13 protein-coding genes are annotated in these 15,810 nt (G+C 37.1%); 5 read left to right on the top strand and 8 right to left on the bottom strand.

Annotation, left to right across the window (positions count from 1 at the left end):
- Positions 1–226 precede the first annotated feature (226 nt).
- Positions 227–2,839: an alanine--tRNA ligase gene (alaS, locus tag Q0947_RS10735; protein WP_299397026.1), complete on the bottom strand. Its 2,613-nt coding sequence runs from the start codon at positions 2,837–2,839 to the stop codon at positions 227–229.
- Between the two features lie 217 nt (positions 2,840–3,056).
- Between alaS and Q0947_RS10740 the strand changes: the two genes are divergently transcribed.
- The 5 genes from Q0947_RS10740 to Q0947_RS10760 all read left to right on the top strand — a co-directional run bounded on the left by Q0947_RS10740 (position 3,057) and on the right by Q0947_RS10760 (position 6,464).
- Positions 3,057–4,028 (top strand): M23 family metallopeptidase, encoded by a 972-nt coding sequence (locus tag Q0947_RS10740; RefSeq protein WP_299397029.1) that lies wholly within the window; start codon positions 3,057–3,059, stop codon positions 4,026–4,028.
- Between the two features lies 1 nt (position 4,029).
- On the top strand, positions 4,030–4,359 hold the full coding sequence (locus Q0947_RS10745) for a MerR family transcriptional regulator (protein WP_299397032.1): 330 nt from the start codon (positions 4,030–4,032) through the stop codon (positions 4,357–4,359).
- Between the two features lie 12 nt (positions 4,360–4,371).
- On the top strand, positions 4,372–4,971 hold the full coding sequence (locus Q0947_RS10750; RefSeq protein WP_299397034.1) for a LemA family protein: 600 nt from the start codon (positions 4,372–4,374) through the stop codon (positions 4,969–4,971).
- A gap of 68 nt (positions 4,972–5,039) precedes the next feature.
- A complete protein-coding gene (locus Q0947_RS10755) occupies positions 5,040–5,477 on the top strand; it encodes a TPM domain-containing protein (RefSeq protein WP_299397037.1) in 438 nt (145 codons plus the stop codon).
- Positions 5,478–5,642: 165 nt separating this feature from the next.
- On the top strand, positions 5,643–6,464 hold the full coding sequence (locus Q0947_RS10760) for a YgcG family protein (protein ID WP_299397649.1): 822 nt from the start codon (positions 5,643–5,645) through the stop codon (positions 6,462–6,464).
- Between the two features lie 268 nt (positions 6,465–6,732).
- On the opposite strand, the gene Q0947_RS10765 is transcribed toward Q0947_RS10760, so the two are convergent.
- The 7 genes from Q0947_RS10765 to Q0947_RS10795 all read right to left on the bottom strand — a co-directional run bounded on the left by Q0947_RS10765 (position 6,733) and on the right by Q0947_RS10795 (position 15,783).
- Complete coding sequence (locus Q0947_RS10765) at positions 6,733–9,507, bottom strand: outer membrane beta-barrel protein (protein WP_299397039.1); 2,775 nt, start codon at positions 9,505–9,507, stop codon at positions 6,733–6,735.
- Between the two features lie 98 nt (positions 9,508–9,605).
- Complete coding sequence (der, locus tag Q0947_RS10770) at positions 9,606–10,910, bottom strand: ribosome biogenesis GTPase Der (protein WP_299397041.1); 1,305 nt, start codon at positions 10,908–10,910, stop codon at positions 9,606–9,608.
- A gap of 309 nt (positions 10,911–11,219) precedes the next feature.
- Positions 11,220–12,101: a GTPase Era gene (gene era, locus Q0947_RS10775; RefSeq protein ID WP_299397044.1), complete on the bottom strand. Its 882-nt coding sequence runs from the start codon at positions 12,099–12,101 to the stop codon at positions 11,220–11,222.
- A 45-nt stretch (positions 12,102–12,146) separates the two neighbouring features.
- The gene (locus tag Q0947_RS10780) at positions 12,147–13,079 is read right to left on the bottom strand and encodes a YihY/virulence factor BrkB family protein (RefSeq protein WP_299397047.1); all 933 of its coding nucleotides are present in this window, start codon (positions 13,077–13,079) and stop codon (positions 12,147–12,149) included.
- A gap of 32 nt (positions 13,080–13,111) precedes the next feature.
- On the bottom strand, positions 13,112–13,342 hold the full coding sequence (locus Q0947_RS10785; protein ID WP_299397050.1) for a DUF3820 family protein: 231 nt from the start codon (positions 13,340–13,342) through the stop codon (positions 13,112–13,114).
- Between the two features lie 135 nt (positions 13,343–13,477).
- Entirely contained in the window at positions 13,478–13,879 is a 402-nt protein-coding gene (locus Q0947_RS10790; protein WP_299397052.1) for an OsmC family protein, read from the bottom strand.
- Positions 13,876–15,783 carry a LysM peptidoglycan-binding domain-containing protein gene (locus Q0947_RS10795; RefSeq protein ID WP_299397055.1) on the bottom strand — a complete coding sequence of 636 codons (1,908 nt, stop codon included), beginning with the start codon at positions 15,781–15,783 and terminating at the stop codon, positions 13,876–13,878. The genes Q0947_RS10790 and Q0947_RS10795 overlap by 4 nt, the downstream gene beginning before the upstream one ends.
- Positions 15,784–15,810: the final 27 nt, after the last annotated feature.

Genomic DNA, 15,810 nt, shown 5'->3' on the forward strand with positions numbered 1-15,810 from the left:
GAACACAATGTTATGTGATTCCTCGTGCCTCGGAATGACAACTATACCTCCTGTCTCGGAATGATAACTATTAGTAATTCGCTTTAAAGGTTGTTTGGTAATCTTAAAATTCTGATTTCCTTTTGAAGTAGATTATTATGTGATTCCTCGTGCCTCGGAATGACAATTAGATTTCGTGTTTCGGAATGACAATTGGTGCTGTCATTCCGAAACACAGAAAATATATCTATTTCAAATACTCCTGAGCTGCCGCCAATGCTTGGTCGATTCCTCCAGGGTTTTTACCTCCAGCAGTTGCAAAAAACGGTTGTCCGCCTCCACCACCTTGGATAAACTTTCCTAATTCGCGCACAATAGTTCCGGCATTCAAACCTTTACTTGCGACCAATTCTTTAGAGATATAACACGAAAGAAGTGCTTTCCCGTCGTTTTCAGCAGCAAACAACAAGAATAAATTATCGTGTTGTTGGCCAAGTTCAAAAGATAAATCCTTTATTCCAGAAGCATCTAAATCGACCTTTTTAGCCAAAAACTGAACACCGTTAATATCTGTCAATTCATTTTTAAGATCCCCCTTTAAATTTTGCGCTTTGTCTTTCAGGAAGCCTTCAATTTGCTTCTTAAGCTCAGCATTTTCAGATAATAAATTTTGAATCGCTTTTATCGGCTCTTGAGCATTGTTCAATAATCCTTTTATCTCAAAATACGCTTGGTTATGATCTTGATAATAATCTTTAACGGCATCATTGGTAATAGCTTCTATACGGCGGATACCAGATGCTACTGCGCCTTCTGAAATAATTTTAAAATACCAGATATCCGCTGTGTTTTTCACATGCGTTCCGCCACACAACTCATAAGATTTACCATAACGAACAGTACGTACTGTATCGCCATATTTTTCACCAAAAAGCGCTATTGCACCTTCGTCAATGGCCATTTGCATTGGAATGTTGCGTTGTTCTTCAAGTGGTAACTTACCATCGATTCTCGCGTTCACGAAATCTTCAACATCACTTAATTCTTCCGCAGTCATTTTTGAAAAATGCGAGAAGTCAAAGCGTAAATATTTAGAGTGCACCGCACTTCCTTTTTGCTCTACATGTTCTCCCAGCACCTCGCGCAAGGCTTGATGTAGCAAATGTGTTGCGGAATGATTTGCTTCCGTTCTTCTACGTTGTTTCTCATCTACGGACGCTTTAAAAGTAGCAGTAAGATCTTTTGGCAAGTTTTTAGTGAAGTGAATACTTACGTTGTTCTCTTTTTTGGTATCTAAAATATAGATCACATCACCATGGCTATCCTCCAAATACCCCTTGTCTCCTACTTGTCCACCACCTTCAGCATAAAAAGGCGTCAGGTTGAAAACCAATTGGTACATCTCACCATCCTTTTTAGAAACTACTTTTCTATAACGGGTGATTTTTACGTTGGTTTCTAAAATATCATATCCAATAAATTCCTGATCTGCATCTTCCACTAAAATTGTCCAATCTTCAGTAGACATTTCACCAGCGGCACGAGAACGGTCTTTTTGTTTTTTCATTTCGGCTTTAAAACCGGTTTCATCCAATTCTAATCCTTTTTCGCGCAAAATTAATGCTGTTAAATCGATTGGAAATCCGAAAGTGTCATAAAGTTCAAACGCCTTCTCACCTGAAATCACTTTAGAAGTCGATTCTTCAACAATTCTGTTCAACAAAACCAAACCTTGATCTAACGTTCTTAAGAAGGATTGTTCTTCTTCCTTAATCACGTTTTCAATCAATTGTTTTTGAGATTTCAATTCTGGGAAAGCATCGCCCATTTTCTTGCTCAACACATCAATCAATCGGAAAATGAAAGGCTCTTTCTGATCTAAAAAGGTAAAACTGTAACGGATGGCTCTTCTTAAAATTCGGCGGATGACATAACCAGCGCCTGTATTACTTGGCAGCTGTCCATCAGCGATAGAAAATGCTACGGCACGAACGTGATCAGAAATCACACGAATAGCAACATCTACTTCTTCATCCTTTCCATAAGTTTTATTGGCGATGGTTTCGATTTCACGGATAATTGGCGTGAACACATCAGTATCATAATTAGACTGCACCCCTTGTAAAACCATACATAAACGCTCAAAGCCCATACCTGTATCGATATGTTTTTGAGGTAGATTTTCTAAGGAACCATTCGCTTTTCTGTTGTATTGCATGAATACAAGATTCCAGATTTCCACAACTTGCGGATGGTCCATATTCACCAAGGTTTTACCGTCAACCTTTGCTTTTTCTTCTGCAGATCGAATATCAACATGGATTTCACTACATGGACCACACGGACCTTGATCGCCCATTTCCCAGAAGTTATCCTTTTTATTGCCCATCAAAATGCGGTCTTCAGAAATAAATGATTTCCACAAATCATAAGCTTCCTGATCCATTGGCAAGTTATCTTCTTCACTACCTTCAAATACGGTCACATAAAGAATGTCCTTATCAATGCCATATTCTTCAGTCAACAATTCCCAAGCCCAAGCAATCGCTTCTTTCTTAAAATAATCGCCAAAACTCCAGTTCCCCAACATCTCGAATAAAGTATGGTGATAGGTGTCATACCCTACTTCTTCCAAGTCATTATGCTTTCCGGAAACACGCAAACATTTTTGGCTATCGGCAATTCTCGAATTTTTAGGCTGTGCATTTCCTAAAAAATATTCCTTAAACGGGGCCATTCCTGAATTGACAAACATCAAGGTAGGATCGTCCTTCAAAACCATAGGTGCTGACGGCACAATATCATGCTGTTTATTCTTAAAAAAAGTTAAATATTTGGAACGAATGTCTTGAGATTTCATGGTTTTAGTGTTGTCTTATTAGTCTCTAAAATGGCCAAAGGGCTTATTTTATCACAAATTTATTTTAAAGTTTGCATATCGCACGGTTACATTCCTCAATTATCGTTTTAGATTTACTAAATTTACAATTGAAATATTTTGTAATTTTGTCCGTTTGGTTAATGTTTATTGACTTTTTATGTCATTTTAACTGTGCAAAAATAGTATAAATTAGGTAATGAGTAAGGTAAAATATTATTACGATTCTGAAACCCTCTCTTATAAGAAAATAGAGCGAAAAAAAAGGAACACCCTCAAGTATGCGTCAATTTTCATTTTGGCTTCAGCACTTTTTGCTTTCCTGTTTGTGTCTATAGCAAGCCAATTCGTAAAATCACCAAGAGAACGTGCTTTAGTTAGAGAGCTTCAGCATATGGAGTTACAATATCGACTACTTAATAAAAAGATGGATGAGGCTCAAGCTGTCCTATCTAATGTAGAAGAACGTGATAACGCGATTTACAGACTTTATTTTGAAGCGAATCCTATCCCTGAAGAACAGCGTAAAGCGGGTTTTGGAGGTATTAATCGTTATAAAAGTTTAGAGGGTTTTGACAATTCAAAAATCATTATTGAAACCAATAAACGTATGGACATTTTGCAAAAGCAGATTGTTGTACAGTCAAAATCTTTAGATGAAATTGCTGTATTGGCGGCTGATAAAGAGAAATTCTTAGCCTCTATTCCTGCAATTCAACCCGTAAATAATGAAGATTTAACCAGAATGGCTTCTGGCTATGGGTATAGAACAGATCCATTTACGAAAGTTAGAAAATTCCATTATGGCATGGATTTTACCGCACCTCGTGGCAGTCCTATTTATGCCTCCGGAGATGGTGTTGTAACACGCGCTGACAATACGGCAACAGGTTACGGTAACCACATCAGAATTGACCATGGGTATGGTTATGAATCTTTATATGCCCATCTTTATAAATATAATGTTCGCGCTAACCAAAAAGTAAAGCGTGGCGATTTGATAGGTTTTGTAGGAAGTACAGGCCGTTCAGAAGCACCACATTTGCATTATGAAGTATGGAAGGACAATGAACGCATCAACCCGATCAATTTCTATTATGGCAATTTATCTGCTGAAGAATATAGTAATTTATTGGAACGCGCAGCTTTAGAAAATCAATCTCTAGATTAATATGCACATCGACCTACCTGAAAAAAGATATTATGGCATTGGCGAAGTGGCTAAAGCGTTTAATGTAAACACCTCATTAATTCGTTTTTGGGAGAAGGAGTTTGATATTCTCAAACCTAAAAAGAATGCTAAGGGCAATAGAAAATTCACACCTGAAGACATCCAAAATCTTAAGTTCATTTATCATTTGGTAAAAGAACGAGGTTTTACATTAGAAGGCGCGAAAACGCATCTTAAAGAAGGACGTCAAGAAGCACTCAATAATTTTGAAATCATCAGCAAACTGAATGCTGTAAAAGCTCAACTTATAAAAATTAAAAATCAACTTTAAAACCAACTTATTATGAAAAAATGGCTTATTCCTGTAATAATCATCGGCTTAATTGCTATAGCACTTTACTCTTGGGGAAAAAACTTTAACAATACTGCGGTAGAACTTAGAGAAACAGCAACCAGAAGTTGGGGTAACGTAGAAAGTAGCTACCAACGTCGTAATGACCTTATCGGTAATCTTGTAAAAACAGTGCAAGGTGCAGCCGATTTTGAACGTGGTACTTTAACTGACGTTATTGAAGCGAGAGCAAAAGCAACTTCTACTACAATTGATGCCAGCAATCTTAATGAAGCAAACATGGCACAATTTCAAGAAGCTCAAAATGGGTTAAGTGGTGCGTTATCTAGATTATTGGTATCTGTGGAGCGTTATCCTGAATTGAAAGCCAATCAAAACTTCTTAGAATTACAATCTCAATTGGAAGGCACTGAAAACAGAATTAATGTGGCTAGAGATCGTTTTAATGAATCTGTTGAACCTTACAACAAACACATTAAAACCTTCCCAAACAGCATATTGGCTGGTCTTTTCAATTTTGATGACCTTAGCTACTACAAAGCGGATGCAGGTGCAGAAAAAGCTCCAGACGTAGATTTCGATTTTAAATAATAAATAAAATTACTTCTCTCGTTAGAATTGTTTTTAACGAGAGAAGTTTATAATAAAGAATACAAGGCATGTCTAAAACAGAAGATTTTCTAACGGCAGATGAAGAGCAACAAGTAATTGCTGCCATCAGAACTGCAGAAAAGAATACCTCGGGAGAAATTCGTGTACATCTTGAAAAATCCTCTAAAATTGACGTTTACGAGCGTGCTTTGGAGGTCTTTCATATGCTGAAAATGGACAACACAAAACTTCAAAATGGAGTTTTGATCTATGTTGCCGTTGAGGATAAAACCTTCGTTATCTTTGGTGATGAAGGCATTAATAATGTGGTACCAGATGATTTTTGGGAAAGCACCAAAAACATTATGCAGGGCCATTTTAAACGAGGTCATTTTAAACAAGGTCTGGTTGATGGTATTTTAAAAGCCGGCAAACAATTAGAAGAACACTTCCCGTGGGAAACGGATGATGTGAATGAACTTCCTGATGAGATTTCTCGAGGATAGCTCCACGATTCTTCCAGTGTATTTGTTCAAACGCACTAATTTGGAAGAAATTTCTTCCTATATTTCATCTCCCCTTACGGGATACTAACACCAATTAAAAAGAAGCAATCAAGTATGCAATCAGTAATCAGCAGACAACTTTTATTAAATATTAAGAAAGGCGTTATGCAACGCGTTCTTTTTAGTGTACTGATGATTTTATGTGGCATACAAGCTGGGTTTTCTCAATTCACTATTCCTGAAAAACCTACAAGCATTACGAAACAAACGAGTGTTTATCAATTTACACCTCTTTTATCTGAAAGCGAAAAAAATAGCTTAGAGCAAAAACTAATCAAATATTCCGATACCACGTCCTCGCAAATTGTAGTGGCTATTATCAGTTCCACAAATGGCGAAAACATCAATTATTTAGGTGCGCAATGGGGTCAAAAATGGGGAATTGGTCAAGCTAAAGAAGACAACGGAATTTTGATATTATTAGCCAAGGACGATCGAAAGATTGCCATTAACACTGGCTATGGTGTTGAGCATCTCTTAACGGATGCCATGTCTAAGCGAATTATTGAGCAGGATATCATCCCTTACTTTAAACAGAATGATTATAATGGCGGTCTTAACCGAGGTGTTGACGCTATTTTTGAGGTCATGATGGGCGAATATCAAGGCACTCGACAAGTTAATACTACTTCTGAAGGCATTCCTGCCGGATTTGTATTTATGCTCTTTATCGTGTTCTTCATTATCATGATGTCCATTTCCAAAAACAAAAGAGGCGGTGGCGGCAACGGCCCAGGCAACAATCGTGGGAACGATTTTAGCATTTGGGATGCCATTATTTTAAGCAGTCTCGGACGCGGTGGTCTTGGCGGTGGCGGTGGATCTTCTGGAGGAGGATTTGGTGGCGGCTTCGGCGGAGGCGGTGGTTTCGGCGGCGGCTTTGGTGGTGGTGGCTTTGGAGGCGGAGGCGCTTCTGGAGGATGGTAAAGGGGTTTTGTCAGTAGGCAGTCTTCAGTAGGCAGTCTTCAGTATGCAGTTTTCAGTCTTCAGATGGAACTACTCTTGTTTAAAGTTTCCTATACAAAACAATTAATAAACCTGTCATGCGTTTCTCTGTGGAACTTTGTGCTCCTCTGTGAAACTCTGTGTAATAACTTTTTCAGTTGGCAGTCTTCAGTGAGCAGTTGGCAGTAAGCGATCTGCAGTTAAGACTCGAATTCAATACTAAGCTTATTAAAAAGTAAGATGCGCTTTATTACATCATAAAATGCATATCACCGCCTCTGCTCTCACCTTTAGGTCCTAAACTATTGAATTTCCAACTAAAACTCAGCATAAAATACTGTTCTAAAACCGTACTTTGAGAATCCTGAATAAAGTTGTCGGTAGTAGTACGTTGCGCATTCGTATTTTGATTGAGTAAATCATACACCTTTAATGTGATGGTACCATTATCCTTCAAGACCGAATATGCTACAGTAGCATTCCAAAACCATGCACTTTTTTGAAAACCAGGGGCAACATTAGGATTGTACCTGAAATTAATATCATTGCGCCATTCCAACTTCTCCGGGAAAAACGTTGCAGTTCTAATCCCTAAATTATGACTCACAAAATTACGATCGTCAAAAGAGTCTAAATCGTAGCGTGTGTTAGTAAAAGATATTCTGTAATTTGGTTGAATTTCAAAAAGCTTCTTCCAAGTGTATGTCAAACCTAAACTAGGATTCAAACGTGTGCTTGTTGCAGCATATTCAACGCCGTTATTAAAATTAACCTGCTTGTCCAAATTGGTCGACAAGCCCAAACGTACTTTAATCGTTTGTAAAGAGTCCATTTTGAAATCTTTACTATAACTAGATCCCAAATAAGCTCTATAATTACCATTCACGTTGGTATAAGTCGTATTTCTAACAAAATTCTCATCCACTGTAGTTTTTGATACTACTTTGTCCTTTTCAAAACTGGCATCACCATAGAAATAGAAGCCTGTTCTCTTTTGAAAATCAAAATTGTTATAGCCAAAGCCCAATCGGTGTTGCTTTGATGGCCTTAAATCTGGATTTCCTGTAACAGTATTTAAAGGATCAGAAACATCCTGAAAAGGCTGTAATTGATAAACAGATGGCGCATCATTATCAAAATCATAATTAAAACTAAGAGATGACTTTGGACTGAAACGGTAATTCATATTCGCATCCAAATCCAAGAAATCAAAAGACTTCTCCAAGCTCAATTCTGGCCTTAGTCTGTCAGAATTCTCTATAGTTCTGTTAGAATAACCAGACCCTACTCTAAACGACAATTTATCATCGTTATAAGCCAATCTGATATTTGGACTATGACGTAAGTTTTTATTCGTAAAATCGGAGCTCAATTCAAAGTTAAAATCCTCGTAGGCTTGTGAATTATCATCAAAATCGAAGGTGCTTCTAACATTTTTTCGAGTGTTTGATCTAAAGTTATACTTGAAATCCAAGAACCACTTTTTAGCTACTAACGGTAATCGATATGTAATGCCCGCATTGAGGTTGTTTGATTTGGTATCGCCGTCAGTGAATTGTTTCCGACTTGAATCCTTTGGATTATCACCATAGATTTGAGTCTCAGAGTTTAAAAAATCATCTGAACTCGCATCGTTAATATCCACATTTGCATGCATTCTTACAAAAGCGCCTTTAGTTCCAAAACGTTTAGTAAGGTTAAGATTATTACCAAAGTTCTTGCCAATAGTTTCAACAAAAGAAGCCGTTTCCGACTGATTGGTCAACACATCATCTTCGTCTCGGGAAGATTCATGCCTGTCGTACGTAGTGCTAGCAGTAGACAAACGGAAAGAAGGCCTAACATTAATCATTAATGTTGAATCTATTTTAATATCAAAAGCCATATTCGCACTATGGCTATCTGTAGTGTTTCGTGAATTAGATTCCGAATTTGTAAAATAGCGTGAGGTTGGTAAAATATTTTCACGCTGTACTTTTGTAGCATTAGTAGATTCGCTGCCTGAATAGAAATAATCGCCTGAAAAATCATTGCCCTTTCCTAATTCATCGGCATAATTTGCACCTGCAGTTCTTGACGTTGTAATCCCTTGTCCGCCGCCAAAGGAACGGCCATCAATAGTAAATCCGCCGTTACTCATCGACATATTTCTTGCACCACCAAACATTTTGCGAATTTCGCCAAAACTAAATCCAGAAGAATTGATGTTATTACCGCCAGCCAGCACACTAATACGCTGTTCATTATCAAAAATATTGACCAATCCGGCGTACTCATAGCGCTTATCAGTTCCTGCACCTGCAGAAACGCGACCAAATACACCTTTATTATTTTCCTCTTTGATGGTAAGGTTTATGGTTTTCGTATCCCCATCCCCTCGTTCGCCACTAAATGCCTCAGCCTTCGATTTGGTGTCCGTTATCTGAACCTTCTCAATCAATTCTTTGGTTAGATTTCTAGTCGTAATAGTAGGATCATTTCCAAAAAAGGGTTTGCCATTAACGAAGATTTGATTTACAGATTTCCCATTCACCTTAATGCTACCATCCTCCTCAACTTCAACGCCAGGAAGTTCTTTCAATAAATCTTCCACATTGGCGTCCTTCTTGGTTTTAAAAGAAGCAACATTAAATTCTAAAGTATCCTTTTTTACGGTGATTGGAGCCCGTGACCTGATGATCACTTCCTCCAACAAGTTGGCAGATTTAAGCACTATATTTTTAAGCTGGATAGGCTCTTTGCTCAATTTAATTACTTGCGAATGAGATTCAAATCCAATGTAAGAAATAGTCAGATTCAACGACTCTTCATAGGTAGAATTCTCTAAAACGAAATTACCGTTCTTATCTGAAATGGTATAGGTAACCAGTGTAGAATCCTTAAGGGTTTCTAGGTATATGGTTGCAGATTCTAAAGGAGATTGATCTTCTTCGGCGATAAGTTTTCCTGAAATCTTAAACGGATTACCTTGAGAAAACGTCATTGTAGTGCATATACACGCAAGAATGCATAGAAATTTCTTCATGCTGTTATTTAAAAATTAAATGACCGCCAAAGAAACAGAAAAATTGCAGGAAATCCTCACATTTCCAATACAAAAACTATACAATTATGGGTATTCCCCTACTTTTTACGCATGTAGATGCTAATAGGCACACCATGGAAATTAAATTCCTCACGTAACTTATTCTCTAAGAAACGTTTGTATGGTTCTTTAACGTATTGTGGTAAATTACAGAAAAATGCAAACTGTGGTTGCGGCGTTGGCAACTGCATGATATACTTAATCTTAACGAACTTCCCTTTAAGTGCCGGTGGAGGATAATTCTCAATTATTGGCAACATGATTTCGTTAAGCTTGCTCGTTTTTATTTTCTTGGTTCGGTTATTATACACCTCAACGGCGGTTTCGATAGCCTTAAAAATACGTTGTTTATTAAGAACTGAAATGAAGACAATTGGAACATCAGTAAAAGGTTCCATTTCCTTACGGATTTGTTTTTCATAGTCTCTGGCTGAATTGGTTTCTTTATCAACCAAATCCCACTTATTAACTAAAACAACAATCCCTTTTCTGTTGCGTTCAGCTAACCAGAAAATATTTTGTACTTGTCCATCAAAACCACGTGTAGCATCATGTATCAAAATACATACGTCACAATGTTCAATGGCTCTAACACTACGCATAACCGAGTAAAACTCCAGATCTTCCTTCACTTTTGATTTACGACGGATTCCCGCAGTATCAACCAAATTAAATTCAAATCCGAATTGGTTATATTTCGTATCAATAGCATCTCTAGTAGTTCCCGCAATATCAGTTACGATATAACGATCTTTCCCAATAAGAGCATTTATAAATGATGATTTTCCTGCATTAGGTCTTCCTACGACAGCAAATCTCGGCAAATCACTTTCTTCAACTTCAACATGTTCTGGCAATGCATTCACCACAGCATCCAACAAATCTCCTGTTCCACTACCATTAATACTAGCAATGGTAAAATATTCGCCTAAACCTAAAGCATAAAACTCAACAGCATCTTGTGCACGTTTGTTGTTATCTACTTTGTTTACGGCCAAAAACACAGGTTTGTTGACTCTTCTTAGTAATTCAGCAACATCTTCGTCCATCGCAGTAACACCTGTTTCCACGTCAACCAAGAACACGATCACATCAGCTTCATCAATAGCAAGTTCTACTTGTTTATCAATTTCCGCTTCAAAAATATCATCACTTCCAATGACATAACCTCCTGTATCAATTACAGAAAATTCACGACCGTTCCATTCTGATTTCCCATAATGTCTATCTCTGGTTACACCGCTTACGGCATCAACAATGGCTTCCCTGCGTTGAATTAAACGATTAAATAAGGTTGATTTCCCTACATTAGGACGACCTACTATGGCTACTATATTACTCATGTCTATTAAATTGTTTGCAAAGGTAGTGTTTCCTTTCTAAAAAAAAAGAGTATTTTACTGCGCATTAAATTAAAACTACGCCGATTACGAACGAAACCGATAGTTTTATACGCTTTTGAAGATTGAAAAGGCGAGAATAAAGGGTTAATTGATGCTATGCTATAACACAGAGATTCACTGAGCAACGCGGAGTTACACAGAGCGAATTAAAAAAGGTATGGTGTAATAGTTCAATCTAGCAAAACATCAATAACCAACAACTGCCTACTGAATACTGCGTACTGCCAACTAAAAACAGCCAACTAAACCCTACTTCTGATTATACCCAAAACGTTTCAATTGTCGTTGGTCGCTTCTCCAGTTTTTATTCACTTTCACATAAAGTTCCAAATGGACTTGCTTGCCAAAAAATAGCTCCAAATCCTTTCTAGCCTCTACACCTACTCTTTTTAGAGCTGCGCCTTTATGGCCAATAATAATACCTTTTTGAGTTTCACGCTCTACCATAATAACGGCGCGCATTCTGATGATGGTTTCTTCTTCAAAAAACTCTTCTGTATCGATTTCAACTGCGTATGGAATCTCTTTTTTGTAGTGAATTAAGATTTTCTCGCGAATGGTTTCGTTAACGAAGAAACGTTCCGGTTTGTCCGTTAATTGATCTTTAGGATAAAATGCAGGCGATTCTGGTAATAATTCAATAATTCTATTGAAAATCTCTCTAACATTAAAACCTTCTAAAGCTGATACTGGATAGATTTCAGCATTTGGTACTTTTTCTGACCATAACTGAACTTGCTCTTCCAATTGTTGTTGATCAGATTTATCAATCTTATTCAATAATAACAACACTGGAATTTTTGAATTGGTAATTTTTCTAAAAAATGCTTCATCCTTTAGTTCCTGTTCACCAATTTCAACCATATAAAGCAAGACATCAGCATCATCAAATGCCGACTTTACGAAATCCATCATAGATTCCTGAAGTTCATAAGCAGGTTTGATAATTCCTGGAGTATCCGATAAAATCATCTGAAAATCTTCCCCATTGACAATTCCAAGGATACGGTGCCTTGTTGTTTGTGCTTTTGAAGTAATGATCGATAATTTTTCGCCCACAAAGGCATTCATTAATGTCGATTTACCAACATTTGGATTTCCAATGATATTTACAAAACCAGCTTTATGCATATTCTAATAATTTCTACAAAGATAAGTTTAAAAATTTTAAACGGATTAATTATTCGGTAGCCCTTTTTCTTGACGGATGTCTGCCAACACATCAGATAAATCATGAGAATCATGACCATATCTCAAGGAGAAGACTCTCGTAAATTCCGCACCGAAAAAGAAAATGAGACACGAATAGGAAACCCACAGCAAAATCAATACAATAGTTCCTGCAGCTCCGTAGGTCGATCCCGGATTAGCAGTTCCAAAATACAACCCCAACAAATACTTGCCAAGCGTAAAAAGAATAGCCGTTACAAACGCACCAATCCATACGGTTTTCCATCTGATTTTGGTGTCTGGCATATACTTGAACATTAAGGCGAATAAGGTGGTGACCACACTGAGAGACACAATAAAATCTAGAAAATACGCTACGTAGAGGACTATATCAGGGAACACTTGTTTGATATACCCATTAAACGCACCAAGCGCTGCCGTAACAATAAAACTGATAAGGAGTAAAAACCCGATAACCAAAATAAATGCGAAGCTGCGGGCACGATCCGTCAGCAATCTTAGAAAACTAAATTTCCCGGAATCTTCAATCTTCCAAATTTTATTCAGTGATATTTGTAATTGGTAGAACACACCCGTCGCACCAAAAATAATACTGGCAATACCAATCAGGGTCGAAATGATATTTTTTTCAGTATCCAGCGTTTCCTTTATCATCACTTGAACTGTTTCGGCAGCTTCCTTACCTAACACTAAAGTGATCTCATTGGTTAAGTGTCCTTGAACAATTTCTGTCCCCCAAATACTTCCTACAACATTGATTAAAATAACGATAAGTCCCGGAAGTGATAGCACAGCATAATAGGCCACCACTGCACTTAGTCGCCATGGATCGTCAGCATTCCATGCCTTAAATGCACTTACGAATAAAGAAGGAAGATGTTTGAGCTTGAATTTTTTTTCGAGATGCTGTTCTGCCATGAAGTAATCAATTTAATTTTAAATTTATAAAATTACTTTGGATACCTCACTTTTATATTCCTGATTAGTTCTTCCAAACCGTTTAACTTTAACTCATAAACTGTTTCCAACATGAGTCCCAATTGACCTTTAGGAAAGCCTTTGTTGTGATACCACACCACGTAATATTCTGGCAAATCTATAAGAAACTTACCTTCGTATTTGCCAAATGGCATTTTCGTATGTGCAAGTTTGATGAGGAAATTTTTATCTGGTTGAAGCACAGTTTATGGTAATGTTTTTATGAAGATACTATTATTAATGTGCTATCAATTGAAGTTCAACCGAATTAATATTTGAAAAGCTGATGCTATGTCTCAAAAATAAACTGAACTACAAACAGAAGCTGTCCCGATAATTTAAGCCCAGTTAAAAGTGATTACCTTTTCAATATCTGGATGGAGACTGCTATGAACAGGACACGTATTAGCAGTGTTTTCCAGGATTTTCTTTGTTTTATCGTCTGCTTCAAATGGCAGATTCAATACAACTTCAATTTTAGAAATTCTTCTAGGATTGCTTGCCATTGTTTTAGTAACCTCAGCTGTCGTGCCTGTCATATCTACATCCATATCTCTGGCTTTGATGCCCATAACGGTTATCATACAACTCGCCAAACCTGTAGCAACCGTATCTGTTGGCGAAAATGCCAAACCTTTACCGTTATTGTCGAGTGGTGCATCAGTAATAAAGGCGTTACCCGATTGCTGATGGGTGCATTCCGTTCTTAAATCGCCAAGGTAAACTACTTTTGAGGTCATAATTTTGCTTCTTGTATAGAAAGATCACTTGCATATTTCACAATATAGACAGCTTCATTATAGTAACCACCTGAGATCTTCTTTAAATATCTAAACTTATTTTCAGTGTATTGTGTTTCAACACCATTCGTAGACGCCTTATATAAATCTTCATCAGATGCCAATCTTAAAAGAACATCTAAAGTCAAATCAAAACCTCTCACTGCAAATTTATTAGGTTCAATCCCATATTTCTGTTTGTAAGCTCTTACAAAGCTATCAGGTTGATCTGGATTTAAACTTCTATTAATTGAAGGATAATGGAATTTCAAATTCGCTAAATGAAAATTAGAAACATTAGGGCCTTCAAAAGCATCCGTTAATTTAGTAGTCACGATAATAATTTCCTGATTTCTATTGGTCATTCCATTAAGCATACTTGTTACAGTAGACACTAAAGCCTCATTTGCTGTTTCCAAGAACACATAATTTCTACCACTTACAAAAGCACCACTTAAATCTGATGCCATGATATAGTAAGCATCGTTACCACTTTTATTCTTTCTTGAAAACACTTGTCTTGCATCAACAAATTCAGACTTTAAACGATTGCTGAGCGCTGTATGTGAGTGATCAGCAATGATGATAACGTTTCGTTTTAATGAATCTGATTTTATAAATTTGATGAGCGCATTTTCCAAAGTTTCAGAATCTGCAACAGTTTGGAACACATTTTCAAACAGATGGTCCGGTTTGGTAATTGGAGAAATAACTGGCACGCCATCCTTTTGTACAGCTTTCGCTACACGGTCTAAATTGGAAGTCATTAACGGCCCAATAATAGCATCGTATTTAGAAAAATCATTTGAATCTAATATCTTAGAAATTTCAGACGCCTGATCTGGCGTATCAAATACTTTAAGTTTTGTAGAAATTCCTAAGCGTTTAGCAGAATCTACGGCCATTAAAACACCAGAATGGAAATCTAATGAAACTGACAAACGTCTGTCGGTTCTAATAAGATGTTTCGCTTCTTGAACTGAATCCGTATCGACTCTATTCAAGCGGAACGGCAACATCACCGCAATCTGCTTTGTTTTTAAATTCTTTAATTTATTAGTAAGATTAGTTTTATCCACAGTTCCTACAACTTCCCCAACACTTGTAGATTGAGGCACTTTTAATACCATGCCTTCTTTCAAGCCATCAACTTTCAATTCAGGATTAAGTTTCTCCAATTGTTCTTGCGTCAATCCTAATTTTACTTTTAAGCGGTAGAAACCTTCACTTTTTTGAACCGTATAATAACTAAAATTATCATCAACAACCTTTTCGTCAGAACCACTTGGAACGTTGACAACCTCTCCGGGCTGTAAAACCTCACTCATTCCAGGGTTTAGCGCTTCCAATTCAGCAACCGTAATTCCAAATTTATAAGCCACACGCCACTTGCCCTCTTTAGGCTGAACAGTATACGTTTTAACATTATTGGACGGTGTTACTTTTGAAGTGACCTTTTTATAACGGGGAATCCTGATTTGGTCGCCTTTTTTCAAGTTTTCGGCATAGAGTCTCTTATTGTGTTTTTTAATATCTTCAATCTCGACATTATATTCCTTTGAAAGGCTATAAAGTGTTTCCTTACGTTTCACTTTATGCTCTTCGTATCCAATAAGTTCTTTAGTAACTTCTGCAGTACCAGATTGAACGCTTGGAGTTGATGGAATAATCAAAACCGCATCAGGGTTCAATTTTCTTTTAGCATCCGGATTTAAAGCATAAATATCTGAAACAGAAACCTGATATTTTTTTGCAATGGATTCAATTGTTTCCCCTTGCTTAACGGTATGCGTCTTGAACTTTTGAGCATGCGAAAACACACTGAAAGACAAGGTAATGATGCAAATTAATATAAGTTTTTTCATGTTTTATTTTAGATGTAATTGATCGTT

The sequence above is a fragment of the uncultured Gelidibacter sp. genome (assembly GCF_947500795.1).
Classification (GTDB): domain Bacteria; phylum Bacteroidota; class Bacteroidia; order Flavobacteriales; family Flavobacteriaceae; genus Gelidibacter.